This is a genomic window from Eisenibacter elegans DSM 3317 (assembly GCF_000430505.1).
Taxonomy (GTDB): Bacteria; Bacteroidota; Bacteroidia; order Cytophagales; family Microscillaceae; genus Eisenibacter; species Eisenibacter elegans.
In genome coordinates this window covers 499,621-525,435 of record NZ_KE387152.1, presented here as the reverse complement: position 1 = coordinate 525,435, position 25,815 = coordinate 499,621, and the positions used below count along the sequence as shown (strand labels likewise).

24 protein-coding genes are annotated in these 25,815 nt (G+C 47.2%); 10 read left to right on the top strand and 14 right to left on the bottom strand.

Going from position 1 to position 25,815, the window contains the following annotated elements; genetic code table 11:
• Positions 1-9: 9 nt before the first annotated feature.
• From G499_RS19935 to nadE, 6 genes are all read right to left on the bottom strand, one after another.
• Complete coding sequence (locus tag G499_RS19935) at positions 10-2,583, bottom strand: PIG-L family deacetylase (protein WP_035727361.1); 2,574 nt, start codon at positions 2,581-2,583, stop codon at positions 10-12.
• Between the two features lie 86 nt (positions 2,584-2,669).
• Positions 2,670-3,896, bottom strand: a complete 1,227-nt coding sequence (locus tag G499_RS0112575) for a hypothetical protein (protein ID WP_027000237.1) — start codon at positions 3,894-3,896, stop codon at positions 2,670-2,672.
• 26 nt (positions 3,897-3,922) lie between these two features.
• Positions 3,923-5,875 (bottom strand): PAS domain S-box protein, encoded by a 1,953-nt coding sequence (locus tag G499_RS21220; RefSeq protein ID WP_027000236.1) that lies wholly within the window; start codon positions 5,873-5,875, stop codon positions 3,923-3,925.
• Between the two features lie 119 nt (positions 5,876-5,994).
• Positions 5,995-6,654 (bottom strand): flavin reductase family protein, encoded by a 660-nt coding sequence (locus G499_RS19925; RefSeq protein WP_035727359.1) that lies wholly within the window; start codon positions 6,652-6,654, stop codon positions 5,995-5,997.
• 127 nt (positions 6,655-6,781) lie between these two features.
• Positions 6,782-7,213, bottom strand: coding sequence for a hypothetical protein (locus G499_RS19920; protein WP_051296225.1), 432 nt, complete (start codon positions 7,211-7,213; stop codon positions 6,782-6,784).
• 396 nt (positions 7,214-7,609) lie between these two features.
• Complete coding sequence (gene nadE / locus G499_RS0112550) at positions 7,610-9,502, bottom strand: NAD(+) synthase (protein WP_027000235.1); 1,893 nt, start codon at positions 9,500-9,502, stop codon at positions 7,610-7,612.
• 326 nt (positions 9,503-9,828) lie between these two features.
• Here nadE and G499_RS0112545 point away from each other — a divergent pair, with 326 nt between their 5' ends.
• Entirely contained in the window at positions 9,829-10,065 is a 237-nt protein-coding gene (locus tag G499_RS0112545; RefSeq protein ID WP_027000234.1) for a hypothetical protein, read from the top strand.
• Between the two features lie 143 nt (positions 10,066-10,208).
• Here the strand turns inward: G499_RS0112545 and G499_RS0112540 are convergent, their stop codons facing one another.
• Positions 10,209-11,078, bottom strand: coding sequence for a DNA/RNA non-specific endonuclease (locus G499_RS0112540; RefSeq protein ID WP_051296224.1), 870 nt, complete (start codon positions 11,076-11,078; stop codon positions 10,209-10,211).
• Between the two features lie 374 nt (positions 11,079-11,452).
• On the opposite strand from G499_RS0112540, the gene G499_RS0112535 reads away from it, so the two are divergent.
• On the top strand, positions 11,453-12,046 hold the full coding sequence (locus tag G499_RS0112535; RefSeq protein ID WP_154658436.1) for a Crp/Fnr family transcriptional regulator: 594 nt from the start codon (positions 11,453-11,455) through the stop codon (positions 12,044-12,046).
• A 94-nt stretch (positions 12,047-12,140) separates the two neighbouring features.
• Positions 12,141-12,584, top strand: a complete 444-nt coding sequence (locus G499_RS0112530; RefSeq protein WP_027000231.1) for a hypothetical protein — start codon at positions 12,141-12,143, stop codon at positions 12,582-12,584.
• A 111-nt stretch (positions 12,585-12,695) separates the two neighbouring features.
• Here G499_RS0112530 and G499_RS0112525 read toward each other — a convergent pair whose 3' ends face one another.
• Together G499_RS0112525 and greA are read right to left on the bottom strand one after the other, a co-directional pair.
• Complete coding sequence (locus G499_RS0112525; RefSeq protein ID WP_027000230.1) at positions 12,696-13,100, bottom strand: HIT family protein; 405 nt, start codon at positions 13,098-13,100, stop codon at positions 12,696-12,698.
• A gap of 88 nt (positions 13,101-13,188) precedes the next feature.
• Entirely contained in the window at positions 13,189-13,671 is a 483-nt protein-coding gene (gene greA / locus G499_RS0112520; protein ID WP_027000229.1) for a transcription elongation factor GreA, read from the bottom strand.
• A gap of 383 nt (positions 13,672-14,054) precedes the next feature.
• On the opposite strand from greA, the gene G499_RS0112515 reads away from it, so the two are divergent.
• The 3 genes from G499_RS0112515 (at position 14,055) to G499_RS19915 (ending at position 16,743) form a co-directional block, all read left to right on the top strand.
• The gene (locus tag G499_RS0112515) at positions 14,055-14,336 is read left to right on the top strand and encodes a hypothetical protein (protein WP_154658435.1); all 282 of its coding nucleotides are present in this window, start codon (positions 14,055-14,057) and stop codon (positions 14,334-14,336) included.
• Between the two features lie 560 nt (positions 14,337-14,896).
• Positions 14,897-15,379 carry a helicase-related protein gene (locus G499_RS0112505; protein WP_027000226.1) on the top strand — a complete coding sequence of 161 codons (483 nt, stop codon included), beginning with the start codon at positions 14,897-14,899 and terminating at the stop codon, positions 15,377-15,379.
• 242 nt (positions 15,380-15,621) lie between these two features.
• Positions 15,622-16,743, top strand: a complete 1,122-nt coding sequence (locus G499_RS19915; protein ID WP_051296223.1) for a DNA-processing protein DprA — start codon at positions 15,622-15,624, stop codon at positions 16,741-16,743.
• A gap of 217 nt (positions 16,744-16,960) precedes the next feature.
• On the opposite strand, the gene fahA is transcribed toward G499_RS19915, so the two are convergent.
• Both fahA and G499_RS0112490 read right to left on the bottom strand, forming a co-directional pair.
• Positions 16,961-18,241, bottom strand: coding sequence for a fumarylacetoacetase (gene fahA, locus G499_RS0112495; RefSeq protein WP_027000225.1), 1,281 nt, complete (start codon positions 18,239-18,241; stop codon positions 16,961-16,963).
• A gap of 191 nt (positions 18,242-18,432) precedes the next feature.
• Positions 18,433-18,636, bottom strand: a complete 204-nt coding sequence (locus G499_RS0112490) for a hypothetical protein (protein WP_027000224.1) — start codon at positions 18,634-18,636, stop codon at positions 18,433-18,435.
• Positions 18,637-18,871: 235 nt separating this feature from the next.
• On the opposite strand from G499_RS0112490, the gene G499_RS19910 reads away from it, so the two are divergent.
• From G499_RS19910 to G499_RS0112470, 4 genes are all read left to right on the top strand, one after another.
• Positions 18,872-20,569 carry a S41 family peptidase gene (locus tag G499_RS19910; protein WP_035727353.1) on the top strand — a complete coding sequence of 566 codons (1,698 nt, stop codon included), beginning with the start codon at positions 18,872-18,874 and terminating at the stop codon, positions 20,567-20,569.
• A gap of 152 nt (positions 20,570-20,721) precedes the next feature.
• The gene (gene tsaB / locus G499_RS0112480; protein WP_027000223.1) at positions 20,722-21,411 is read left to right on the top strand and encodes a tRNA (adenosine(37)-N6)-threonylcarbamoyltransferase complex dimerization subunit type 1 TsaB; all 690 of its coding nucleotides are present in this window, start codon (positions 20,722-20,724) and stop codon (positions 21,409-21,411) included.
• A 403-nt stretch (positions 21,412-21,814) separates the two neighbouring features.
• A complete protein-coding gene (locus tag G499_RS0112475) occupies positions 21,815-22,327 on the top strand; it encodes a SixA phosphatase family protein (RefSeq protein ID WP_027000222.1) in 513 nt (170 codons plus the stop codon).
• Between the two features lie 11 nt (positions 22,328-22,338).
• Complete coding sequence (locus G499_RS0112470; RefSeq protein ID WP_027000221.1) at positions 22,339-22,965, top strand: DUF429 domain-containing protein; 627 nt, start codon at positions 22,339-22,341, stop codon at positions 22,963-22,965.
• Positions 22,966-23,224: 259 nt separating this feature from the next.
• Here G499_RS0112470 and G499_RS0112460 read toward each other — a convergent pair whose 3' ends face one another.
• The 3 genes from G499_RS0112460 to G499_RS19905 form a co-directional block, all read right to left on the bottom strand.
• Positions 23,225-23,521, bottom strand: coding sequence for a hypothetical protein (locus G499_RS0112460; RefSeq protein WP_154658434.1), 297 nt, complete (start codon positions 23,519-23,521; stop codon positions 23,225-23,227).
• A 21-nt stretch (positions 23,522-23,542) separates the two neighbouring features.
• Positions 23,543-23,857 carry a hypothetical protein gene (locus G499_RS0112455; RefSeq protein ID WP_027000218.1) on the bottom strand — a complete coding sequence of 105 codons (315 nt, stop codon included), beginning with the start codon at positions 23,855-23,857 and terminating at the stop codon, positions 23,543-23,545.
• Positions 23,858-24,102: 245 nt separating this feature from the next.
• Positions 24,103-25,695 carry a Na/Pi symporter gene (locus G499_RS19905; RefSeq protein ID WP_161627743.1) on the bottom strand — a complete coding sequence of 531 codons (1,593 nt, stop codon included), beginning with the start codon at positions 25,693-25,695 and terminating at the stop codon, positions 24,103-24,105.
• Between the last annotated feature and the right edge of the window lie 120 nt (positions 25,696-25,815).

Below are 25,815 nucleotides of genomic sequence, written 5' to 3'. Positions count from 1 at the left end.
CGTTAACTGCTATGGTTTGACTAGGGGTGCTATCAGGTTGGCAAATAACCTGTAAGCGCCACCCACTCCTGCGGGCAATTGCCGGAAAAAGGCATAGCCGGTATAAATAAATTGCCCCTTGCCATAGTTGGTGTAGAGCAGCCCTCCAGAGAGTGATTCTTCGTTGGGGTCGGCGGTGCTTAGTAATGCGGTGTAGCGTTTGTCCCAAGTTTTGGCAAAATACAGCCCTCTTTCTTGCACCCAAGCCTCAAAATCAGCATATGTAATTTTGTTGGGGTAGTTCATTAGCTTGTGCTCGGGGTGTAATATTTCTACCGGTGCCTCCTCTACTGTTACGCGGTCTCCACGACTAATTTCAAAGGGGAAAGGCCCCAGACTATCTACTTTCATCTCATAAGACGTATGGTATTGCATCAAGAGCGTCCCCCCCTGCCGTACATACTCCAACAACTTGGGGTGATAGTATTTGTTGCGCCGCCCGCTGATGTTAAAAGTTCTCACCCCTACTACTATCGCATCATATTGTTGTAAATCACCTTTCAGCTCTGCCTCTTGTAACTCTGTTACTTGATAGCCTACTTGCCGGAGGTAGGTCGGGATATTGTCGCCCGCGCCTTGGATATAGCCTATTTGTTGCCCTACGATTTGTAAGTCAAGGCGCAGTACCTTGGCTTCGCAAGCCGGAAACAGGGTTTGGGTAGGGATATGGCGATATTCTAGGCTAGTGTAGCCATACGCCGGAACTGGGGCTTGGCCTTCCAACGCTACCCAAATGCGCAGCCCTCCTTCTTGAGCGCGGCTGGGAGGGTATAGCCGAAAACTCAAAGGCAGTTCCACGTCTTTCTCGTTGATGTCAAAGCGCAATTCGGCAGGCTCAGCGCGCCAGCCTGTGGGCAATTCCAGTTGTAGGATTCCTTTTACTTTTGCCCTTCCCGACTTGAGGGTAAGGTTAATCTGTTGGGCTTGTTCGTTGGCAAAAGCATAAACGGGATGGTCAAGGCTTACCATTAGTTCGGGGGTGATTTCGAGCGGGCGATACAGTTCCCCTTCGTCAGGGCGTACCCATTTGTACGTTATTGGGCGGCGGATTTGCAGACTTCGGCCTTGTAGTTGGAGAGTAAAAATAGCCGTCAAAGGCGGCAGATTTTCGGGCAAGCCAATGAGCTGTTGTTCCTTGACATCAAAAAGCCCATTGGTTGTAGGCGAGCGCAGCCAATAGGGCTGTGTGATGGGAAACTGTTCTAGCCACACTTGATGGAGGTGCTTCCATTGTTGGCCTTGCCGTAAGGTCGGGAGTTTGGTTTGGGTAGCACTCAGGCTCCATTCTGGAATTATTTTCCCTGTAGCATCCTCAAAATCAATCCTTTGTACCATTACCTCGGCATTATTCCCTTGAAATACCTCTACGCTCAGCTTCAAGCTGTCTTTATTGCTAACGGCAAAGGTCTGTGCATTTGCCTCACACCACAAACCGGCACACTGCAAAATCAAGTCTTCGAGTGCCTGCTTTTTATACTGTATCCAATATTGGGCTTCGGGTTGCACATTGCTCGCCCGAAGGTAGGTTTCCATCGCAGCAGAGGCCTGTAACAAAAAAGGTAATACAGCCTCAGGCTGTTCGGGGTCAAAGGCGTTGACTGCTTGAGCCAAGCTATTGGCAATCGCCTGACTGTTGGGCAGGCGCTCCCAAGTCAAGTCGATACCTTCAAACATATCTCCATCCGCTACATCGCCTTTCATATGTACAAAATGATCTATGCGTTCGCCTCTTGTTTTGGCACTACCAAAGCCTTGGCTTTTGTGCATACTACGGCTCTCGGCGGCTATCTCTTGATACGACTTGCCCAAGAGAGGGCTGTAGCGGCCAAGATCTACAGGATAGGTATGGAGCGTAGAATCTGGAGGGATGTTGGTAAACTGCCCCCGACGGCGAGAGTACGCATTCCAAAGTACCCGCTTAGCTTGCCAAGGTTGTACATAGGCCAGTTGTTCGGGGAAACGCGTAGGGTCAGCTGCTGCCTCAAAAGCTTCTAAAGCCAAAATAGCAGAGGCCTCGTGATGGCCGTGCCCAGCTTCGCGGTTAGGCGGAAAACGTGTGATAATCACATCCGGCCTAAACTGCCGAATGACCCATACCGCATCTGCCAAGACTTGCTCTCTATCCCACTTTTCAAAGGTCTCTTCAGCGTGTTTCGAAAAACCAAAATCATTGGCACGGGTAAAAAACTGCTCGCCTCGGTCAGTACGGCGTGCTTGCAACAACTCTTGCGTACGGATAAGGCCTAAAAGTGCCCCTTGCTCTGCTCCGATAAGGTTTTGACCTCCATCGCCCCGAGTAAGTGAAAGGTAGCCAGTTCGTAGTTTTCGGTCATTGGCAAAATATGCAATGGCCGCCGTATTTTCATCGTCAGGGTGTGCAGCCCAATAAAGTACCGAACCAAGGGTATTCATTTTTTTGAGTGCCAATAGCAACTCACCGGCGTGTAGCTGCTCAGGTGCTTGGGCTTGCAATGTAGCCGTAGCCCATACAAAGCAACTTAATAACACATAACGGAAATAAAAAATAGTATGGTTTTTCATCATCAAGACTGCCTGTACAATGTGTGAAGTAGGGTGTTGTTAGAATTGACGAATTAAGGTTTAAACCATAAATCGTAACTCGTAAATTATCATTCAAAAGCCACCTTTATTTTTTTTATAACCCTCCAGTGGCCATCTTGTTTTTCGAGAGTTCCCGGTTCGAGATTTAGCACACGACGCGCCTCCTCTGGTTGGTGGGTATATTCACAAAAAGGGGAGAGCAACTCCTCTGGATGGTTAAGCACTTGTTGTTGGTATTCCGGTCTTGCTACGATAGTGTAAGAAGCCAGCTCTGGATTTTGGAGATCTATTTCGATTTTATAGCAGTGTAGAGCATCAGGCTCTGTCAAAAACCTTTTGGAATCAAACACATCCTCTTGAGGAGCCCCATAATACACTTGGCGCTCAGGGTGCAGGTCTAGCACTTCGATAGGTTGAGGTGCAGGGGCTTGAGGGGTAGCCTTGAGCTGCTCTTCTTGGGGGTAGTCGGTAGGGGGCTGAGGTTTTTGGGCTGGAGTATTGCCTTGTAAGAAATAATCCAGCTCTTGTTGTTGGGCATTGATCTGCTCACTGATATAGTTTACCCTGAGAATCAAGGCTTTATGCTCCTTGATAGGAGTCATTGTATCGAGGCGGTTATCGAGGCGGCTATACTTTTCCTGAAAATCAGCTTCCAGTCCTTCCAACTGCTTGCGGAGCTGTTGGTTTTGGTAGGCCAGAAAACCGGCACAGGCGGCCAAGATGAGTAAAATAATGTATACAATCATAGGATTGGAACTTTGGGCTTGCTTACGAGCGGGAGAATGGGGGGGTATATTATTTTGCGCTTGGATACTATCGTTTGGCTGGGTGATTTGGTAGAGGCTGTCGTCTTTGAGTGTGCGCAGCTCTATGGCCAATACCCGCACGCTTTCTACCCATACCGCATCATTGCGGTCGATGCTACGCAAATAGGCCACCATATCATCGATGAGTTTGTCCAAGCGTTGGCGGAGCTTGTTACGGCCATAACTGCGGTAGTATTTGTCTTTAAAAAGCGCCACAAAGCGCTGCGTACGCGCCTCGGTAAGACTGGCTTCTAAGGCCCTGATACTCTGACAATCGGGGTGTGGCAACTCCGCTACTTCGCCAGTGGGGCGTGTTCCTTTAATCAGCAGTTGGGTAGCTCTACACATCAGTCTCAGCTTGATATCCTCATACACGCGCTCTTCGGCGGCCTCTGTCTGTGCCCAACTCAACCAAGGGCACAACAAAAGCCACCCATAGAGGAGTATTTTGGCATAACATAAACATAAGCCGACATAGTATTGCATCATTTAGGTTAGGCTTAGCAGTGAGTATCTCAAACAGGTTGTAACATCGCCGCAAAGAGGTGCTCTTTTTCGAGCTGTACCTCACTCAGATTGAGGATAACTTTCACCCTTTGTTTGTTCTTAGTCAGGGCCTCTACCTCTCTTCCTTTACCCATTACGTGTGCCTCACGTGTTTGGAGATAGCGGCTCATATAGAGGTCGTGCTCTCGGCTATAGGGCAGTGGCATCAGGATAGCAATGTTTTTATCCAACACCTCTGCTTGTGTATAGCCAAACATCTGCTCGGCGGCCTTGTTGAAGAGCTTGATGCTCCCCCGCTCATCCGAAATGATAATAGGGTTGATACTGCTGTCGAGAATCGCCTTGAACTTCGTGCGCTCATAGTCGGCTTCTACCAATTGGCGTTCGATAGCCTCTTGTGTGTTGAGCACTTCTAGAGAGCTCTTGCGCAGTTCGCGTTCTTGTGCGCGCAGGGTTTGCGCCATTTGTTGAGCCTCACTCAAGAGTCGGTTGTTGCGCTCACTAGTGATTGTAGCAATGATAGTTGCGGCAGCACTTTCGCTGAGGCGGCGCAAGAAGTCTATCTCAAAAGACGCAAAGGGCTTCATTGCGGCCAGCTCTATCACCCCTTCTATGCGGCCTTCGCTTTCGAGTGGCAGTATCAACAAGGCCTTAGGTTGTGTTTTGCCCAATCCCGAAGAAATAAACATATAATCTTCGGGCAAGGTAGTCAAATATACCAGTTGTTTTTCTTGATATACCCTCCCTATAAGTCCCTCATAAACAGGTACTTTTCGCTCCAAGTACCGATCTTTGCCATAGGCATAAGCCGCCACCAAGTTGAAGTATGGCTCTGCCAAGGGGCGACTTTGCTCATCCTCTTGTTCTAACAAAAATAGCCCCCCTTGCATCAAGTCCAAGTGTTTGACTAAGTTCTGCATCAGGTTACGGCATAACTCTTCGATGCTGTCTGTATTGCTGCGCAAGACTTCCGAGAATTTGGCCAAGCTCGCCGTAATCCAGCTTTGCTGGCGGTCTTCTTCATATACTTTTTGCAGCTTGGTTTCGGTTTGGGCAAACGAGCGCCCTAGTTCGCTATCAGGATCAATCGTGAGCACCTTGGTGTCAAAGCGCCCATCGCCGATAGCTTCGGCATAGGTTTGAATGCTAAGCATAGCCGCTTTGAGGTTTTCTATTTCGTAGAGCAAGGTTCGGTATTCGTCGCGCTGTTCGGGCACATCTATTGACAAATGCCCCAAGCGCAGCGACTTGAGCAGCTTGCGGACAACACGAATCTTACGAAACACCCGCAGTATCAACAACGCACTGAGTGTATAGGCCACGGCCATTCCCACCAAGCCCAACAAAAGCGCTATATACTGAATCTGTTTTTTTTGTGTTAGAAAAGTTTCTTGACTTTCATCTAAACGTTCGTTTTGAATCCGAATCAGGTTTTTGGCCTCTTGGTTGATGATCTGCATCGCGTTGGCAATGTCATAGCGTAAGAGCTTGCGCAGCTGAGCCTTGTCAATGTTATTCTCATAAATACTCTCTACCTCTAGCTCTAGCTGTTTTAGCTCATTGATGCGCTTGTTCATATTGAGCATCGCCACACGGGTTTCTTCGTGTTCTGACTGCGCTACGTAGTGGTATAGTGAGTCTTTATAAGTAGGGATAGTTACGAGCCAAAGTTGGCGGTTATTTTTCTTGTAGTCTGGCTCATTGAGTAGCAAATACTGACTCAGATTGACCTGTGACTGTTTGATTTCTAAGAGCAGTGCTTGGGTATATTGCCTGACAGGAATGATAACAGACTCGGTAGCCACTTTTTGTTGAATCACTCCACGCCAAGCCTGATGGGTATATAACGCTACAAAAAAACCGGCTAACACCACCAATACAAAGGCGGCAGTGAGCGTTCCTTGGACGCTGTAAAAGTCTATCTTAATGAGGTAATTTCTAGTTCGTTTGCGCTCGCTCATAAGGTGCTTGGGTCATTGGCAGACAATAATAGTTATTTTTTCAAACAAAAAAAACGAGGGCGTAGCTTTAGTACGCTTACTCGTTTGCCAATTCAGTGCCAAAGTCAATTCTGAGCCTGTTATTCGGGAAATAAGGGCTGAAAAGGAATGGCCACCGGAGGCTTTCCGGGCTTGGCATAGCTCAGCCGCTCTAGGGGTTGGGCGGTGTAATACGCATCTAAGCCGGCGCAGGTAATGCTCTGGGCTTTATCGGGGTGAATGAGACCGTCGGCGCTAAGGCAGTCCGAAGGCACAAAAATTTCTTCCACCGCTCCTATTACGAGTACAGTGCCATTAATAGCCAAGTTGATACGTTCTGCCAGCCGCAAGCCAATACGAATTTGTGATTCGGCCACATAAGGTGCCTTGAGCCGCTCCGAATACCACGGAGTAAGGCCGGTAGCCTCAAACTCTGAGCCTTCGTAGCGCGCCGAGGTCTGATGCGCTTGCTGGTAATAAGCCACAGGTATGTGGTTGATTGTAAATACCTCGGTTGCCTCAATATTGGCCAAAGTATGACGCGCAACCACATCAGGGCGCACCAATACGCCCATCAGCGCCGGGCTAGCCCCGATATGAAATACTTGGCTAAAAATCGCCAAATTGGTAACCTGTTCAGGGTTGACTGTCCCGATAAGGTTAACGCTCTTAAACCCGCTCAAGGAATTGATGAGGTTGCGGCGGAAAAGCTGCTCCATCCCCTCAAAATCTTCAAGATGGTAGTGTTGCAAATGTGGCATAAGGTATTGTGATAACGTAAAAATGCTTGTCAATTTTCAATCAAGCAACCATACACTGGCAAAAATGTTCGAATTCAAGAACAAAAAAACACCCCGCAACAACAGAGGGGTGCTTAGAAAAATATCTTTACTTGGTCAGAGCCTCTTCTATAGTATTGCAATACTGAATATCGTAGTCTTCAAACTTGAAGGTTGGGTGCTCGTCGGCAATACGTTTACGGCCAATTTCTACACTCATCTGAAATACCTTGTCGTTGGGCAGCAACTTGCGGTAGGTTTTCAGCCCTAGCCGAGCCATTTTAGGCTTCCAAGTTACGTGATACCACGTCATTGATGCTTGATCGAAAGTTTGGAGGGCGCGCTTATCAAAAATCAACTTCGTAACAAATAAACGTTCCGCATGCTTGGCTATATCCTCAAACAAGGCCATAAAAGCAGTTTTAGGAATAAAGGCAGTCTTGGCCTCACACACCACCGTATTGCTGTTGGCAATGTGGTATACCTTGGCATAATTATTTTCGAGAAGTGTCTCTGTTGTGTTGGCGAAATCGGTCATCATTATAGTATTAAAAATTAGGGATAAATGGTCAAAAAATGCTTTTGTGTTGTAACAACTAATTAACTTTTTCCGTTCGAATTTTGTTTGAAATAAGCGATAACTTCCTCCCCTTCGGCGCTTCAAAATAACCCAAAAGCCTCCTATTCTGAGGCGAAATGGGGGCTTTTGGAAAGGCCACCGCAAAGTTTTTATACCAAGACATACTTGGTTTGAGGGTTCTGAAACCTCATTTGGAGGCAAAATAAGACTTAGCCCACAGTTCTATACCAGATTCACAAGACTTGGAGATTTACAGGATTTGATTTGCTTGATTATCAAGGATTTTCAGTGCGCAGATTTTCCAAACCAATGTTGATTGGGTATAAGTATACTTCCGCAAATACCTCAGGTTCCACCCTACACGTATCTAGCTAAGGCCTCTAGTTCTTCTTTGAAGGCACCAGAAAGGATGGGGAAGCGATACCAACTACGTGGGTCAAGATTGTATTCATCCAAATGAAAAGATGGGGCTAGGCGCTCACGCTTCCACTGGTTACGGCTCCAGAGTCTGAAAAACTTAGTGATATAGTCTTTCAATTGTGTGTCGGGCACAAGGTCTTGCGTGCGCAGTTCAACAAACACCTCTACCGGAGATTTGTATTGCCTAATGGCTAGGTATTCGATGGCTTGCAAGATGGGGTATGGCATCAAGTCAACCTCATCCGTTTGGGCTTGTTCTTGGGGGCGCAGCTCAGCAGTAGGTACAAGCGCATTGACGGGAGCCAGCCCTTTGTAACCCAGCTCGCTCTCTGCCCACTGCAGCCAAGCCCGCAAAAAGGGCTTATCAATGCCGGCAATGGGCGAGATACTGCCCGAGGTATCACCATCCATCGTAGCATACCCTACGCTGCCTTCGCTGCGGTTGGAGGTAGCCATCAGCAAATAGTTATGGACATTGGTCAGCATCCAGATGATTGGTGAGCGGGCGCGCGCCTGAATGTTTTGCAGCGCGATATCGTCCTGTTCCCAAGTCAGTTGGCGCTGTAGGGCAGTTTCTATTTTTTGGGTATAGGTATTGACCTCTTGGCCGATATTCCAGTCATAAAACGTGGCGTTGAGGCTTTCGGCCAAGGTGCGTGCTGCGTGAAGTGTAGCCTCTGAGGAGTTGTCGGCGGCTTGATAAGCACAGGCTAGGAGCTGGCGCATCAGCAAGGCCGGAGCCTCTTTAGGTTGTTGCAACAAAACCTGTTGTTGGGCTTCTGAGAAAACGCCCAATTTGTGTACAAAACGCTCCAACCCTAGTTCGGCCACCCCCCTGCGCAGCATTTCAGCCACGAGTACGGCGCAGGCCGCCGAGTCTGCCCCACCCGAAAGTGAAAGCGCAAAGCCACGGCTACGGCTCTTGCGCAAATAGTCGAACAGCGCCAAACTCAGGGTTTTGGTAAAGTCTTCATACTTTTGCTCAACGGTATACGCAGCCGGTGGTCGGCTTGCTGGTGGCAGAGGAGTTCCAAAGTTGAGCTTGTTTGTTTGCAAGCGCCATTGTTCAAACGAGAGGCGACCTTTATCATTCTGTTGCCAATAGTCGCCTTGGGCAATAATGATATCGCCATCATAAATCATTCTACCGGCCTCATTGCCCAATAGGTTGGTATATATATATGCTACCCGAAAACGTTGGGCTATATCTCGCACCAACTGCAGGCGCTGTAGGTGTTTGCCAAAGGCAAAATGGCTGGCATTGAGTCCCAGTATCAGTTGTGCTCCGCGTTCTTGGCAGTGCCTGATGGCGGGACGTTCTTCTCCGTGCCAAGCATCTTCACAAATCTCAATACCAATACGCACTTCTTTCCAGTCATACACCAAGTCACCTAAGGGGTAATCTTGCCCTTTGAGATGAATGACGGCCTCTCTGCCGGGCTGCCAAGGTGTAAACCAGCGAGGCTCATAATGTACCCCATCTAAGGCCATAAATTGCTTGGCTGTGAAACCCAAAATCTGTCCGTCGGCCACCACGCAGGCACAGTTGTATACCTTGCCTTCAAAGCGCAAAGGCAGCCCCAAGGTAACGAGCAGCCCTTCACAGTCTGGCAATAGCGACCATAATGCCTCTAATGCTTTTTGTGGCAGCCATTCTCCCAAAAACAAATCTTCACAGCCGTAGGCCGTAATAGACAACTCCGGCAAACAAAGTACCTCCACCCCGCGAGCGCGTGCAGCAGCCAATACTTGGCGAATATTTCGTAGGTTATTTTCCCAATCGAGAGGGGTTTGGTTGAGCGTGGCTCCGGCAATGGTGAGTTGGGTCATATATTATATAGCGCAAGAGGGGTAGTCGATTCTAAAAGAAGGCACAAAAATACAACGCCTGTCCTACAAACGAAGTGTAAAGCGCTAAAGTTGTCTGAAAAAACAGGCTTTTTTTCGGCTTTTGGCTAAACAGTAGCTCTAAAATATCCGTTTGCTTACTTAACAAGCTTTATACAAAAGCAATGCGAATAGAATAAACTCCGCTGTGCAGGGGATTTTTCCAAATTTTATTTTGGCTAAAAGCCCCCTGTTTGTCAAGAATCCTGTTTGAGAATTCTGTTGTTGAGTTGGTGTTTTTGGACAATTACAAATCCGTTTAGAATGCGATGCTTTTAGTTGCGATTACACTATTTCAATGGGTGTTTTTCCCCATTATTACTTGGTTTATTTTGCGCCAAAGCTACCAAACCAAACCCCATAGCAATGACGATGGAGAAGGAGGCTTAGGGGTAGATTGGGAAAATATGCCCCTAGATTTACCCCCCTTGGTAACACTCCCCATAGATGGTTCCGGCGCTCCTACTGAGGAAACAGAGCTAGAAGAGGCTTCTTTGATGGCTTAAGCTCATCGTGTTGAGGAACAATGGGGATATTGGATGTCGCTTGTTTCTTTGAACGAATGAGGCTTTTACAGAGGTTCGGCTATATATTAAAACCAATGTACTTCGCTGAAAGCGCCCAAGAATCAAGGAAATCCTAACACACATCAACGTATCGGAAGATGATCAATACGTGTTTCGAGCTGGTCTTGTAGGCGGCTAGGGAGGCTACTCAAGAAGTCGTAACCCGTCAAGGCTTCCAGTTCGCGTACACTCACACGGTAGTTTTCCCAGCGTTGTTGGCTAGCTGCCTGTGTATTGGGTATGTTGACGGCTATTACTCGGGTGTCGGTGTTGATTCGGCGCAAATCGTCCTCGCCCTCGGGCAGTACTACGATGATTTTCCAGAATGTAGCTGGCACTATCACCTGCCCATCAGCCAGAGCTTGCGCACTGCCATTGCTGCCCTCTCCACCTTGGCCGTGTACTCCGGCAATGATATACATCTCCATCCCCTCGTCTATTAGCTGGCGGCAATATTGCTCAAGCGCATTCCAGACGATTCTGTTGTGATTGGGAGCCTGTGGAGCCATATTGGTCATCAGAAAAGTAGCGGCGTTTTCGGCCTCTGTGGCGCTACGGTCTGCCGATGGGCATAGATGCCCTCTGTCGAAGCCGCTATTGCGGTAATCAGTTGGGCGTACCCGATACCAGCCTTCAGGCAGGCTGTCATCTATACGGAAATTATCCTGTCGATCGGCTTCCCCTATCCAAGCACGGCTCAGATGCCAACAAACCCAGTTGGGCGTTCCTCGATCGCGATGATAGGCTAGCGCATATTCCGGGCGCTCGATGAGGTAGTTGTTGGGTTGTTGGACAACCGTAGTTGCCCGGCTGGGGTTGCCTAGGGTAAGGTGTGGATCACGCCCCAGCTCCAAAGGTTGTGGGAGTTTTTGTGGGCGACAGGCTACCACCATCAAAACTAATAATAGAAAAAAGTAGGCCGAATGCCGCCAAATGTTTGAGATTCTTTGCATAAATACCGTTTGTTATGGTGGATATAGTGCCCAAAAATAACTGAAAAACAAACTTTAGTCAAAAATATGAGCCGAAAATATTCATAAAATACGCTTATGCCATTATATTTGGCAACCTATGTTCCTGTGTAAACATTCGCTGTAGAGATTTGTTTTTTTAAAAATACCCTATTTAATTTGGCATTTCGGCCTCCAAAAAACCCTTGCATACTTCTTTCAATAGATGACGTATATCATAGCGTAGCAATGCAGTCCTGTGTAGTTTTATGGTATCATCTCAAGCATAGGTTATCTAACACTATTTTACCATCAACTCACACATTGGTAGCGTTTATACCAGATATACACCTTTCTCAATAACACCTATCAAGCGCGTGAATACATCATTAAATTCATTATTGCAAAAATCACAGCTTCGGATGACCTTTAGTATGGGAGGAGTCATCTGCCACGAAGGGGCAGAAGCCGACCATATCTACTGGGTCAGCAGGGGACAAGTAGCGTTATTTACCCATAAAGCCGGACGGAGCGTGTGGCTGGGGATGTCTGACACACAACTGCCCATAGGGCTAGAAGCCCTCCAAAGCCAACGTTATGGCCTTACGGCTACGGCCTTGGGCGATGTAGAAGTAATGGCTGTCCCCTTTGGGTTGGCCAAGCAGCTTTTCGATAGCCAACCCTTGGCCCGAATGCAATGGCTACAACAGCTCTGCCAGCACGTCAGCCGAACGGAAACCATGCTGTTCAAAAACGCTAACCAACCTCCGGATGCTATCCTGAAGCAGCTCCTACAAGCGCTTGTCCAGCCCGAAAAATCGACCTCCAAAACAGTATCTGGCCTGCAGGTTCAGCTTTTGAGGCCTTTGCTGGGGCTGACCGAGGAGAAGCTACAGCGCCTCCTACACCAAGGGGCTGAAGAGGGCTGGCTGCGACAACAGCAAGACCAAATATATTGGCAGGCCGGTTGAGCGAGCCTAAACAGAAAATTCGGCTGGCCTGCTTTCAATTGTCAGGGGCTTTGGCTAGTTTGGCAGCCTCAAAACGCCAAACACTTTTAGCTTTATGAAAAAATCAGCTCTCCTCTTGGGACAGCTCGGGGCAATGCTGCTGTTGTTCGTAACACACAGCTCCCTTTGGGCTCAACAACAAAACTATACTCCCACACAACTAGCTGGGAAGTGGATACTTTCTTTGGAGCAGGTGCGTGCTTCGATGAACGCAAGCTCGCGCCAAACGTTTGACCACGATTACTACAACCTCAGCCCCCAAGAGCAAAAAGCACTTCGCCAAAAACTCCCGTTTTTCAACTTCCAAGCCAATGGTGTTGTGGTGTTGGGCGAAGGGCAAAATTTGTTTACAGGCAATTGGCAGTTACAGGGCAACAATATCCGTATCAATAATCTGGCTCAAGAACGCCTTATTCGGATTTATGAATTAAGCCCCCAAAAGCTTGTGATTGGGTATGCCCAAACTCCCGACCAAAAAATGATTTTGGAGCGCGAATAACCACTTCGCCCGACAAGTGTAGTACACTGGCAATGAGTGGAATAGAAAGCCTTCGTTTTGTGTCAAAATCAGGCTTTCTGTGCTAAAACCGCTGATAGAATTGATGCCTGCTTAGCGCATATTGTCGGGCAGGTATTGGCGAACACGCTCAGCCATAGCAGCCAACGCCTCTGCACTAGCTGGCTGTTTGCGCTCAAAGCTGAGGTCGTCCATTGTGTTGGAGGGGATGAGGTGTATGTGTGCGTGTGGCACTTCAAACCCTGCCACAATCGTACTGACCCGCACACAGCCCGTGGCCGCTTGCAGGGCTTGCGCCAAGGGCTTACAGTAGAGGTGTAGGGCGGCCAAGGTCTGATTGTCGAGGTCAAAGAGGTAGTCTACTTCCTGCTTAGGAATAACGAGCATATGCCCGGGTACGATGGGGGCAATATCCAGAAATGCGTAAAAATGCTCGTTCTCGGCGATTTTATGCGATGGTAGCTCGCCTTTGATAATTTTGGTAAATACAGATGCCATAAGTTCCGGGGGTTGAGATAGCACGATAGGGCATAAAGATACAAATAAATTTGACGGCTACACAAGCCCCCGGTAATTGCATACAGCACTATATGTTAGCGCGGTCGATGCTCAATACTTCAAAATCCAACGCTCCAGCAGGAACTTGAATTGTTACTTTTTCTCCTACAGCTTTTCCTAACAAACCCTTCCCGATAGGTGACTGCACAGAAATGCGTCCCAGCTTGAGGTCAGCCTCTTCCTCTGATACTAGAGTATAGGTTTGGACAGCTTTGGTTTTGAGGTTTTTGATTTTGACTTGCGTCAGGATAGAAACTTTAGAAGTATCGATACTCGACTCGTCGATGAGTCGGGCGTTGCCTAGTAGCTCTTCAAGTTTGGCAATTTTTAGCTCCAACAAGCCCTGAGCATCCTTGGCCGCATCATACTCGGCATTTTCGGAGAGGTCGCCTTTGTCTCGGGCTTCGGCTATCTGACGGGCAATATCGGCACGACCCTTGGTGCGGAGGAATTGCAGCTCGTCCTTGAGCTTCTGTAGTCCTTCGGGTGTGTAATACGAAACTTTTGCCATATACGTGATAGGTTGTAATGAGTGAAAACAGTGTACAATAAAAAAAACGGCTCTTGACGACCGTTTCTGCTTTTACATTGTCTTTGGCAGGCAAAGTGATGTAGAAGAGGTCTGTTAAGGCCAAGAGGTGGTTAATACAGAAATCATCAATGGTTGATACATTGCTGTGGTTTAAGTGAACAAAGGTACGCAAAAAAACGATAAAAAACGGGACTTGTGCAAATTATCCCTCAAAAAATTCTGTTTTCTAAAAAAGTAAGCGGAGTTTTTGCTGCTTTGACGAAACCTTTTTAATTTGAAACACGAATAAAGGGTAAAGCTATGTTGAGCGCTTTGCTCAATAATATTCCTCAATGGTGAAACCTCTTTAACCCACAATAGATATGAGTTTAGCAAAACACGCTCAAGCCCGTCGAATGTTGATGTTCAATTCTACGGCCTTTGTCATTGGTTCTCTGGTTCTTTTTGGATCCTTAGGATTCAGTGCCTTTTCGGTAAACCGTACTTGGACAATCATCCAGTTTATCGGCTATGGCCTCTTTGCTGTGTTGCCCTTCTTGGGTGCGTGGTGGGCTTTTAAGCAAATGGACTATGGTTCTTCTATCCGACGAGGTATTTTTTCTTGGTTTTATATCCTAGTAGTGATGGTGTTGAAGATGTTGTAATCGATTTCTTTTACGATATATCTACCCCCTCTTCCAAGGTTTGCCAAAAGCCCACAACAGCTCCTGTTGGTGGGTTTTTTGATGGTATGCCCCCACCTAGTAGCAGTTCTGTTGGCTGGATGTTTGTTCGGTATTTTTTGGGATTTGATCAACTATTTGATGACAAATAACCACTATGTAAGTATAAAGCGTATAGAATTTGCTAATAAATTTGCCAGACTTGTCCCACTGGTTCAATCAACTGATTGGGTATGTTTGCTACTTCATTGTAATTTGGAAAAAGGCGGTCTTGCTGATGCTCAAATCACGAAAAACCTTGTGCTTTGGTATCCAAATTTCGAAACAAAACAAAAAAACACCTTTTCAGCACATTTGTCGGTTATCTCTTCGTCATTGTGCGTAGTAAGCCATAGTTTTGAGATGATCATAGTCTCACGGTGTCTTATAATAACCACGAGCTAAACATCCATTCAAACCCTAAGACAAACATCTAATATCTGTTAGTGCTTCTTCTGGCCTGACTTCAAACCTCAAAAAAGACTGAGAGCTTTCCTAACTCTGTGTCTGCTTGTTATTTTGTCCACCCCAATAGCTCGGCTATCCGCGACTCCGCCCTCAAGATTGCGATGGTCGTAGTAGATGAAGCCCATTGTATAAATATCCACACCATCCGGGGCAATTTGCTCCGCCCTAACCTCCACTTGTTTGTCATAGCAGTAGGCTCAGAAGATGAAAAAATGGTTTGGCTGGCACAAAATCTACCCAAGATAGACGGCAAAGGTCTAGTATACGCCGGAACTAGGGTCAATACAACATTGTATGCACGATGGTTTGAGCCCACAGGCATCGTGGCAGCCTGCTACAACGCTAGTATAGATCCTGCTACCAAGGCCTTCATCGAGCAAAACCTGATGAACAACAACTACAAGAAGTGTGTTGTCAGTACCAACGCTCTCGAAATGGGAATCGACAAGCCGGATGTGCGCTTCGTAGTACACACACACAAATACCCGAATCGGCTATTCATTATTACCAAGAGATAGGCCGCGCCGGACGTGCTGGTAAACCAGCTTACATTGTCTTGTTTTATAATCCTGAAGCAGACAAAACCTTGTCCTTTATCGAATAAGCACGGCCTGATGCTCAAAAATATGCCCGTTTGATAGACGTGATAAAAAGTGATATATTGAGCCTGCACAAGATAATGGCGGCAGACAGTCTTCGACCTATTGGGAAGTAAGGAGTATGGGCAAGAAATTTTGGATATCATCAAACAATACCACGTATGACCTCACAATGTGAAACAACTTACTGGATTGCTTTAGCGCATTTGCCCCGTTGGGGGGCAGAGAAAATCAACCGGTTGGTTGTCAAAATCATTCACGAAAAACAAATGGGCTTGGCAGATTTTTTTGAGGCCCAAGAAGCTTGGCAAACTGACTTTGAACTATCAGAGGCTCAAGTCCAAGACTTGATACAAGCCAAAACCGAGCTGCCAAACACTGCTTTTTTGGCAGAAGACCTGCTCTCGCAGGGCTTTGAGCTTGTTCCGATTAGCAGTCCTGAGTACTCCCCAACCCTGAAAAACAACCTCAAAGTGAAAGCTCCAACTGTTTTGTATGTCAAGGGCAACAAACAGATAATGCAGGAAAACAGCATTGCCATCGTCGGTAGCCGCAATGCCGACGAAGTATCCTTACAGTTTACAGACAATATCGCCAAGAAAGCCTCCGAACAATACCAAGTAGTGGTGAGTGGCTTTGCCAGAGGAGTAGACAAACAAGCCCTAGACAGCGCCTTGAAATACAGGGGTCAAAGTATCATTGTGTTGCCGCAAGGGATTATGACGTTTGGCTCCGGTATCAAGAAATACTATCAGGCCATCACCGCCGGCGACGCTTTGGTACTGAGCATTTTCCCACCCAAGGCTGTCTGGGCTACGGGCTTGGCAATGGCGCGCAACCCTATTATTTATGCCTTGGCAAGCGAAATTTATGTAGCTCAGTCTGCTGATAGCGGCGGCACGTGGACGGGGGCATTGGACGGCCTCAAAAAAAACCGTTGTGTATGCGTGCGACAGCCCCAAGAAGGGGAACAAAACGCCAACCAACTCCTGATTGATAAAGGAGCTAAAGCCGTTGATTTTGAGGGTTATCCCATCGTGTCAAATCCTACAGACAAGCAGGCCCCTGCCAATAATGAGACAGCAGAGGACATAGCGCAACAAATAGCGATTTTGCTCCAAAATCAAGCCCTAACGCCCAAGCAAATACGAGAGAAAATAAACACCAAGCTCTCTGAAAAAGCCTTGATTCAACACATAAAGGCCTTGCCAAACGTTAAAAAGATTAAAAAATCAAATAAAATACATTATTTCATCTCAGCCGAAATTCCCGGCCTTTTTTAAGCATTTGAACGCAACAATCGAAAAAAACAATGTTTTGATGTCGATGAAGAGAGACATCTTTCAAATCCTACACTACAGTTAAAACTGTGACTAAGTCTTATTTCACTCCCAAAATGAGACTTAACCCATAGTTTTAACTATGGGGTTTGAAAAATGTCCAGTGGCGTATGAAGGGCATTAGTGTCTGCAATCCTAAAACCAACCCGATATAAGAGCCTTATTTTGCTGGTAGAATTTGGCAACTTACTTCTCCAAAGCCAATACGCACTTGTGCGTTTTGAGCGAAGCCTCTAATGATGACTGTGTCGTAATCTTCTACAAACGTCCGGGTTTTGCCATTTGCCAAGGGAATAGGCTCTTTACCACCCCAACTCAATTCCAACATACTGCCATAACTTCCTTTGTCAGGGCCGCTGATTGTGCCTGAGGCATACATATCGCCAGGGTTGATGTTACAGCCATTGACGGTATGGTGTGCCAGTTGTTGGGCATAGTTCCAATACATATACTTGTAATTGGAACGGCAGATAGTAGTAGGGGCTTCTTCTTGTGGCTTGATATCTACCTCAAGCGCGATGTCGAAGTTGTTCTTGCCTTGGTATTGCAGATAGGGCAATACTACCGGCTCTTGGGTAGGGCCAGCCACTCTGAAAGGCTCCAGCGCATCGAGCGTAACAATCCAAGGGGAGACAGAAGAACCGAAGTTTTTACCCAAAAAAGGCCCTAGAGGCACATATTCCCACTTTTGGAGGTCGCGGGCAGACCAGTCGTTGAAGAGCACAAAGCCAAAGACCAAATCATCGGCTTGGGCTGTGCTGACAGTATCTCCTAGGGCAGTAGGCCCGCCGGTGATAAAAGCAATCTCCAGCTCAAAATCCACTCTCTTAGAAGGGCCAAAAACAGGCGGCTCTTGTTCATTGGGTCGCGTTTGGCCCTTAGGTCGGTGTAGCGGAATGCCCGAAGGGATGATAGACGAAGCACGCCCGTGATAGCCTACAGGCAGGTGTCGCCAATTGGGCAACAGCGGGTCGCCATCAGGCCTAAACATTTTCCCTACATTGGTGGCGTGTTCGATGCTGGAATAAAAATCGGTGTAGTCGCCCACACGTACCGGCAAGTGCATCTCTACCTTGTCCATAGGATAGAGCGCGGCTTGGCGTAGCACCGCATTGTCGCGAAGCTCGGGATGGTCTTCGCGCAATAGCTCAGAGAGCCGCGCCCTCACTGCTTGCCAATAGGGCTTGCCCAAGGCAATAAAATCATTGAGTACATATTCGTGAAACACACTGGGGTCGGGGAGGTTGAGGCTTTCCATCAGGCCATACTCCACCAACACGCTCAGGTCTAGTACCTGATTGCCAATAGCTACTCCGGCGCGAGGCGCAGCCCCTCCCGGAGGTGAAAAAATGCCAAAGGGAAGGTTTTGTATTGGGAAATCACTCTCTGGGGCTACTGCTACCCAAGAGCGTAGAGAGGGGTCGTTGGGATGTAGGGTCATACGTAATGCAGGCTAAGTGTTGTTCTTTTTTGAAAATCAAAAGTACTGTTTTTTAGCCAAAACTAAAAAATCACCCCTATACAAATACTGTACGATATTCCCGCCGCTCAGATACGCAAAAACCTCCCTACGCCTGAAATAGCGCGGGAGGCAATGACCATAATAAGCGTTTTGTATGGATTTATGAGGCCTTAGTGGCTTTGTTTAGACTCACTACTGAAAAACCCTGCAGCGGCCACAAACACCAGCGAAATAACAATAGAGGCATATAGCATTACTTCGCCCAAGGCATTGGCTCCGACAATCATCAGTCCTGTCATCAACAAGCCCGACAAGAACATCAAAATAATCAGCCCAATAAACACATACAATTTGGTTGCTTCTTTGGTATTCATAAGCAGAAGAGTTAGGTTTCGACAATAAAGGTAGCGCCTCTATTGTCAATATTTGATGACATTTGTCAGCTTTGCACAAAAAAGCCCCCGCATAAATATCTTTACAAGACCAACGTTGTGTGTTAAAAAATCGTTATATTGAAAATATCTCTCGGCAAACAGCCCCTAGCCTAGATTATACCAACCAGCCCTCTTGTTTGTACGAGCCATTTTCACTATACCAAATTTCTGTCTTATGAAGCAATATCGTTTTGTTACCCTGCTCTTCGTTGGGCTTTTCTGGCTTACCAGCGCCGTTGCCCAGTCCGTTTATTCTCCCGAAGACGCTGCTCGCGAGCGCAGCGCAGCCAAGGACAAGTATTTTGAGATAGCTAAAAACCTAGATATTTTCACCACGCTTTTCCGCGAAATAAACACCTACTATGTTGATGAGCTGAATCCCAACCAGCTGATGAAAACAGGTATTGATGCGATGCTCAAATCGCTTGACCCTTATACCAATTACATTTCCGAAGACGAAATAGAAGACTATCAAACAATGACTACCGGCGAATATGGCGGTATAGGGGCGATGGTAGGCACACGCAACGGGCGTACGTTGATCCTGATGCCTTATGAAGGATACCCTGCCTACGAAAGCGGGCTGCGTATTGGCGACGAAATCATCGAGATAGATGGAGTGGCCATTACCAACAAAACCAACTCTGCCGAAATCAGCAAGTTACTCAAAGGACAAGCCAAGTCATCGCTCAAGCTTCGTGTCAAACGTATTGGCCAAGCACAACCCCTTGATATTACGCTCAATCGCGAAAACATCAAAATCAACAATGTGCCTTATTATGGAATGATCAATGCGCAGGTGGGCTATATCCAATTAACAGATTTTACCAGCGGAGCTTCTCGCGAAGTAGCCCGCGCCTTCAACGAACTCAAAGAAAAAGGAGCCACCAAGATGATTCTGGATCTGCGTGGCAACCCGGGGGGCTTACTCAATGAGGCCGTGGATATCTCCAACTTGTTTGTACCCAAAGGGGGCGAAGTCGTCATTACCAAAAGCAAAATCGAAGATTGGAACAAAACCTACTATGCCAATGCCTCGCCTATTGACACTCAAATGCCCTTGGTAGTGTTGATTAATGAGCGCAGCGCTTCGGCCTCCGAAATCGTTTCGGGTGTTATCCAAGATTACGACCGAGGCGTGCTTGTAGGGCGCAATACCTTTGGTAAAGGCCTGGTACAAACCACTCGCCCAGTGTCTTATAACGCTCAGGTCAAAATCACCACCGCCAAATACTACATCCCTAGTGGGCGCTGTATTCAGGCTATAGACTATAGCGCCCGCGACGAAAACGGCCAAGCCAGCAAGCTGGCCGACTCCTTGCGTATGGCCTACAAAACCAAAAACGGTCGGGTGGTGTATGATGGTAATGGCCTCGCTCCTGACATCAACGTAGACAACAGCAACCCTAAACCCATTACACAAAGCTTGCTTGACAAGGACTTGATTTTTGATTATGCCACTCTCTTTGCGAGCAAAAATCCTAAAATCAGTAGTGCTGATAATTTCAAGCTTAGCGATGCCGAATATCAAGCATTTGTACAGTGGCTCAAAGACAAAGACTATGACTACACTACAGATGTGGAAAAACAGTTTGTCAAGCTCGAAACCAGCGCCAAAGAGGAGGCCTATTACCAAGGAATCAAGGAGCAGCTAAAACAACTGAAAGCTCAAATTTCGCACAACAAAGAGGCTGACCTAATGACCTTCAAAGACGAAATCAAGTACCACTTGGAGTACGAAATCGTGGCACGTTATTATTACCAAAAAGGCCAGCGTGAGTACCTCTTCAAAAATGACCCTGACATACAGCGCTCGCTAGAAGTACTCAACAATAGCTCAGAATACAACAAAATATTGGGCAAGAACCGATAGTTGCGTATTTTTGCGCCCTTGGCTCTTCTGTAATTTGAGCGTTATGCTTAGTTGCCAGCTCCTTAGCGATAGTGTTTGGAAACCTATCGCTAAGGATTTGCGCCCAATAGACCGAAGGACTCGGCCTTTGTTGTACCCTTACCCTTTTGCCTGTGGCACTTATTCTTAGTATCGAAACTGCTACCCATGTGTGTTCCGTAGCCCTACACCAAGACACACAACTCTTGGCTGCTACAGAGCTACATCGGCAGCAATCGCACTCCTCACAGCTGACCCTGATGATAGAGGGTTTATTGCTACACAATGACTATACCCTCCAAGACTTGGCGGCTGTAGCTGTTTCCAAAGGACCCGGTTCTTATACCGGCCTGCGCATCGGAGTGGCTACGGCCAAGGGCTTGGCCTTCGGGCTAGATATCCCGTTGGTAGCTGTGGATACATTACAGGCCATGGCAGAACAAATTTTTATTCAAAACCCACAAGCGCCCTATGCTTGCCCTATGATTGATGCCCGCCGAATGGAGGTCTATTGTGCGCTCTACGCCAAAGACCACACGGTAGTAAGCCCTACCCAAGCCCTCATTCTGGAGCCTGATACGTTTGACGAGTATCTGGCGCAAGCACCCATCTACTTTGGCGGCAATGGTGCGGCTAAGTTTGCCCCACTCAAGACAGCGCAACCCAATGCGGTGTTTCTCCCCCAGCTCTACCCCAATGCGGCGGCTATGGGTACACTTGCCGCTGCCGCCTACCAAGACCAACAATGGGAAGACTTGGCCTACTTTGAGCCTTATTATCTCAAAGACTTTATGGTCAAGCCGCCTACCAAGGCCAAGCTCTAGGCCATTGTGCCGGGTGCATACATTCGGCGATATTTTCACCCAAGGATTATCAGAAAACCGAGATATAGCCATCAAATTGGTTTGGACGACACATCATTGGACATTTTTGGAAAAGTAGCTCGGAGCTCCAGCTCCGACTGAGGCCTTATTTTACCCCCAAAACAAGACTTAGCCCATAGTTTTAACTATGGGATTTGAAAAATGTCTAGTGGCGTGATTGGACGATGTATATGCTGAAAATCTTTGCGCGTCAAGAAAATCAAATCCTGTAAATTCTCAAATCAAGTGAATCTTGGTATAAGTTGTATCTTTGCGTTCAATCATTAGCCCCACACACTAATTGGTACTTATCAGCCCCTGCTTTGATGCGCTTACTTTTTGCTGATAGGCCAGCACAGGTTCTATGAAGACACTTTATCTTTTGAGACACGCCAAATCGAGTTGGAAAGACAGTTCTCTGGATGACTTCTACCGCCCGCTTAATGAGCGGGGTAAACGCGATGCGCCTTTTATGGCGCAAATACTGCTACAACGACACCCCCAACTGGATGCGATGATAGTAAGCCCGGCTGAACGCACCCGACTTACCGCGCTAAGTTTTGTCAATGTATTGCAGTTAGATAAAACACGAATTCACTACAACGACAGCCTCTACTATGGGACTCTCGAAGACCAAATACAGCTCGTTAGTAGTTTTCCTGATGAATGGAGTGAGGCTCTTATCATAGGACACAACCCCGAGTTGACCCAACTGCACAATTATTGGAGCAGTACGCCGCTGCCCAATATCCCCACAACAGGCTTGGTAAGGCTTGATTTTCAACAAGAACATTGGGCAGCGCTCAACGACCAACAGGCCGCCAATCAAGTCTTTTTTGAGTTTCCGAGGCGCTATTTTCCCAAAAAAATAAAATAACCCTCTCGCAGATGCGACCCCTCCCCACTGAGCTTTCACCCGACGCGCTTTTGGTAGGTGTGGATTATGGCGCAAAGCTAGCCGGAACCACGGCCTTGTTCTATCGTTTGCCCGACGGGCAATGTTGCTGGGAGCTTGTTGCCGCCAAAAAAGATGCAGACCAGTGGCTTCTGGATAGACTACATTACTTACAACCGGCGCTTGTTTTTATTGATGCGCCCTTGTCTTTGCCAAAGGTGTATCAGCGCCTTGGTGAAGCAGATGCTACAGCTGATTTCTTTTACCGTGTGGGTGATAAGGCCTTACAAGCTATGTCGCCTATGTTTCTGGGTGGTCTTACAGCTCGGGCTATCCGCTTGCGCTATGCTTTGGGCGAAGTATGCCCTCTGATTGAAACATACCCGGGCGCGCAAGCCGAGCGCCTTGGGCTCAAACCTTTGGGCTACAAAAAATCACTAGACAGTATGGCTGATGTACTGAAAGCGATTCAAGCCCTTTATCCTGAGCTCCACTGGGGAAATTTGCCCAGTACTTGGCATGAGGTCGATGCGCTCTTGGCCTGGCTTGGTGCATACCATTATCAGCAAGGTTTGGCCGAAATATATGGCGACCCCGAAGAGGGGGCTATTTATTTGTGATGATAGTTTTTGATTATATTTCTATTTGTATTATCAATTTGTTCGATATATCAAGCTTGTGTACCTTTGCTAAACCAAATCAAAGCGTTGCTTTGCCATATATATATACCGTCAAAAACCCTTGCGGCTGGGTCAGCTGGCAAGGGTTTTTAGGAAAAATACACCAAGATGCACAAGATTTGATTTTCTTGATTCTCCAGTATTTTCCGTGCGTATATATCTCCCAAACTGGTTCTGATTGGGTATACATACAGGGCAATCAATATAGATAGCCCAAACGGATGCGATTGTCGGCCTCTGTCTTAATCTCGCTGAGGTCATCAAAAAACTCCGGAAAATGCAGCGCATCAATCTCCCCAAAGGTAAATGTACCTTTGTAGGCCACATCACAAGTACGCTCACGAATGGTATGCATCAAGACAAAAGTCTTGCCTTCGGGGATTTTCATAGGCTCATTGGCCTTGAAAATCACCACTGGCACCTTGGCCTCTACCGTCAAGACCTGTAGGTGTAGCTCTCCGTGCCCCTCAACGGCCAATTTGCTACCTTCGCCCACCAATAACGGCGTGGCGAGGTATTAGTCTAGGCCAATACCACAGAGGTCTAGGCCTTTGTTGAAGCTCATCACGGGCATCCCATCGATGGTCAGAAATCCGGTATCGCTCATCACAGATGAAGGAGATACCGTAAGCCGTGTGATGTATAAGTTGCGCCCTTCGGGTACGGTAAAGGTATTGCCCTTACCTTGGAGGCTGATGCGGTAGGACTTAGGTTTGACAATTCCGTCGGGGATGCGTGGGTCAAAGCTGGCTTGTGCCCAAGCACTGCTGCCTAAGAAGCAGGCAAAGAGCAGCAACAATGCGTGATAAGTATGGTTTTTATGTAAGAGCATAGTATATATTTGGTTATTTGAAATATATGAATATTCGAATCTAACCAAAATCTCAAAAAAATTCTACGAATCTATAGCTATTTACCAAAATAGCCTTCTCAACAGTGTTGTTTATTATTGACGTTTAAGACGCATCCCCTGTGGTCATTGACTACAGGGGTATGTTTTTTGGAGGAGGGTGGGCTGTTTCCAATCACAGTAAGACTGTGTGGCGCGTTCGTGCTATTTCCTGATACAGGCCTAGGCTATCGGATAGTGGCTAATTCCTTGAATCCCAGCAGGCGTTCGTCACGGTTATAGAGTTCCCATCGTAAAATCCAGCGTTGGGTTGGGGCTATAAAAATACGCTGGGTATGGTAAGGTGCTTCCAACATCCTTCGTCGGACAATAAAGCAAGTATCAAACTTCAAATCCGGACGGAGCACAAAGTTGTATTGTACACTTTCTACACAATACTCATACTGGCGCTGTGTGTCTTCATATCCCATACAGGAGCCGTCTTGTGTAAGGTACAAGGGGATATTATTGATATACAGTGTGTCTGATTCGCGGTGACTGTAGAGCACATCTTGGAACAGCGTATTGTCCAAAGCCCACTCCTTGGGGACGTAAATCTGTTGGCGGTAGAGCAGTTTTTGCGCTTCCAGCATCGCCTTAGGATAGATAAACTGTACTGCGCTGCTGAGCTGTGCCAATTGATGGCTATCTTCGGTATAGATGTGTTCTTTGACAGTGATGTTATTTTTGTTGAAGGCAATCAACAAGAAGGGAAGTAAGAAAAACAGGGCTAGAATATAGCTGAAGCCTACAAACCGGCTGCGCAAGGTGGCTTTTCCCAGCTCTCTTGCTAGGCGGATGGGTAAGTTGCGAATGGCCGGAATGGGAAATAAGATTAGCACTCCAATAAGGTTGAAGAGCAAGTGTGTCAGGGCGATGCTAAAGGCTTCTGAAAAAGCCGAAGTGGCGGCAATCAGGGCTGTAATGGTCGTGCCAACATTGACCCCCATGATGAATGGGAAAGCCTTCCGCAGCGGCAATCGGTTGTGGGCTACCAGAGGGACTATCAGAGAAGAAGTTAAGGAGCTAGACTGAAACACCGCCGTAATCAGCGCTCCAAACCCGAGAGCGTGCGCAGGTGTGGCAAACATTCGGTCGCTCAGGAAGGCACTATTTTTTACATCAAGCATCCGCTTAAAGAGCCAGCCTATCAAACGCAATGAAGTAAAGATAAGGACAAAAGCCAAAAACAACACCAGCCCGACATACCCCGACATTTGATGTACCAGCCAATCAGTCCCCCCCGTAATGAAGGTATGTATGGGATTGATATAAGCACTTTGTGTAGGGTTGAAGGTGATTTGTGCGGTGATAAAGGTGGCTAGGCGCGAAAGTAGTCTAAAGTAATACTCCAACGGAAGCAGGATGAGTGTCGTGAAGATGTTGAAGAAGTCGTGTAACGTGGCCGCAGCAATAGCCTTTCGAAACTCTTTCTTGCGGGTTACGTGCCCCATAGCTACCATTGTGCTCGTTACGGTAGTGCCAATATTGGCTCCCATCACCATAAAAACCGCATTTTCGAGCGCAACCGTTCCCGAAGCAACCAACACCACAACAGTAGTTGTAACAGTAGAGCTGCTTTGTACTACTGCTGTGGCCAGAAGCCCTATGAATAAGCCTACGAAGGGGTTATATGTGGCGATAACGACCTGCTCTAGGGTATCTCTCCCTAAGATTTTGAAGGCGGCAATCATCACTTGCAGGGCTGTCAAGAATGTTAACAACAGCAAAGCAAAGCACAAAACCGACCATCCGTATTGTCTTGTTTGAGAAACAGACAAAAAGCTTGGTTTTGTGTTAGTTACTGATGTCTTTAAGGGGCTTTCCATAGGGTTTATCCAACAAACTAAGCCGCAAAAATACGTTAATTATGACTGCTCCCTATGGCTTTGATAAAGCTT

Coding starts and splice junctions, on each gene's coding strand:
- G499_RS19920 (WP_051296225.1), bottom strand. CDS start 7,213: ATGATGACCGATTTCGCCAACACAACAGAGACACTTCTCGAAAATAAT.
- G499_RS19910 (WP_035727353.1), top strand. CDS start 18,872: ATGAAGCAATATCGTTTTGTTACCCTGCTCTTCGTTGGGCTTTTCTGG.
- G499_RS0112490 (WP_027000224.1), bottom strand. CDS start 18,636: ATGAATACCAAAGAAGCAACCAAATTGTATGTGTTTATTGGGCTGATT.
- G499_RS0112575 (WP_027000237.1), bottom strand. CDS start 3,896: ATGATGCAATACTATGTCGGCTTATGTTTATGTTATGCCAAAATACTC.
- G499_RS19935 (WP_035727361.1), bottom strand. CDS start 2,583: ATGATGAAAAACCATACTATTTTTTATTTCCGTTATGTGTTATTAAGT.
- G499_RS0112470 (WP_027000221.1), top strand. CDS start 22,339: ATGCGACCCCTCCCCACTGAGCTTTCACCCGACGCGCTTTTGGTAGGT.
- G499_RS0112455 (WP_027000218.1), bottom strand. CDS start 23,857: ATGCTCTTACATAAAAACCATACTTATCACGCATTGTTGCTGCTCTTT.
- G499_RS19915 (WP_051296223.1), top strand. CDS start 15,622: ATGACCTCACAATGTGAAACAACTTACTGGATTGCTTTAGCGCATTTG.
- G499_RS0112525 (WP_027000230.1), bottom strand. CDS start 13,100: ATGGCATCTGTATTTACCAAAATTATCAAAGGCGAGCTACCATCGCAT.
- G499_RS0112540 (WP_051296224.1), bottom strand. CDS start 11,078: ATGCAAAGAATCTCAAACATTTGGCGGCATTCGGCCTACTTTTTTCTA.
- G499_RS0112475 (WP_027000222.1), top strand. CDS start 21,815: ATGAAGACACTTTATCTTTTGAGACACGCCAAATCGAGTTGGAAAGAC.
- G499_RS0112530 (WP_027000231.1), top strand. CDS start 12,141: ATGAAAAAATCAGCTCTCCTCTTGGGACAGCTCGGGGCAATGCTGCTG.
- G499_RS21220 (WP_027000236.1), bottom strand. CDS start 5,875: ATGAGCGAGCGCAAACGAACTAGAAATTACCTCATTAAGATAGACTTT.
- nadE (WP_027000235.1), bottom strand. CDS start 9,502: ATGACCCAACTCACCATTGCCGGAGCCACGCTCAACCAAACCCCTCTC.
- G499_RS0112515 (WP_154658435.1), top strand. CDS start 14,055: ATGAGTTTAGCAAAACACGCTCAAGCCCGTCGAATGTTGATGTTCAAT.
- greA (WP_027000229.1), bottom strand. CDS start 13,671: ATGGCAAAAGTTTCGTATTACACACCCGAAGGACTACAGAAGCTCAAG.
- G499_RS19925 (WP_035727359.1), bottom strand. CDS start 6,654: ATGCCACATTTGCAACACTACCATCTTGAAGATTTTGAGGGGATGGAG.
- G499_RS0112545 (WP_027000234.1), top strand. CDS start 9,829: ATGCTTTTAGTTGCGATTACACTATTTCAATGGGTGTTTTTCCCCATT.
- fahA (WP_027000225.1), bottom strand. CDS start 18,241: ATGACCCTACATCCCAACGACCCCTCTCTACGCTCTTGGGTAGCAGTA.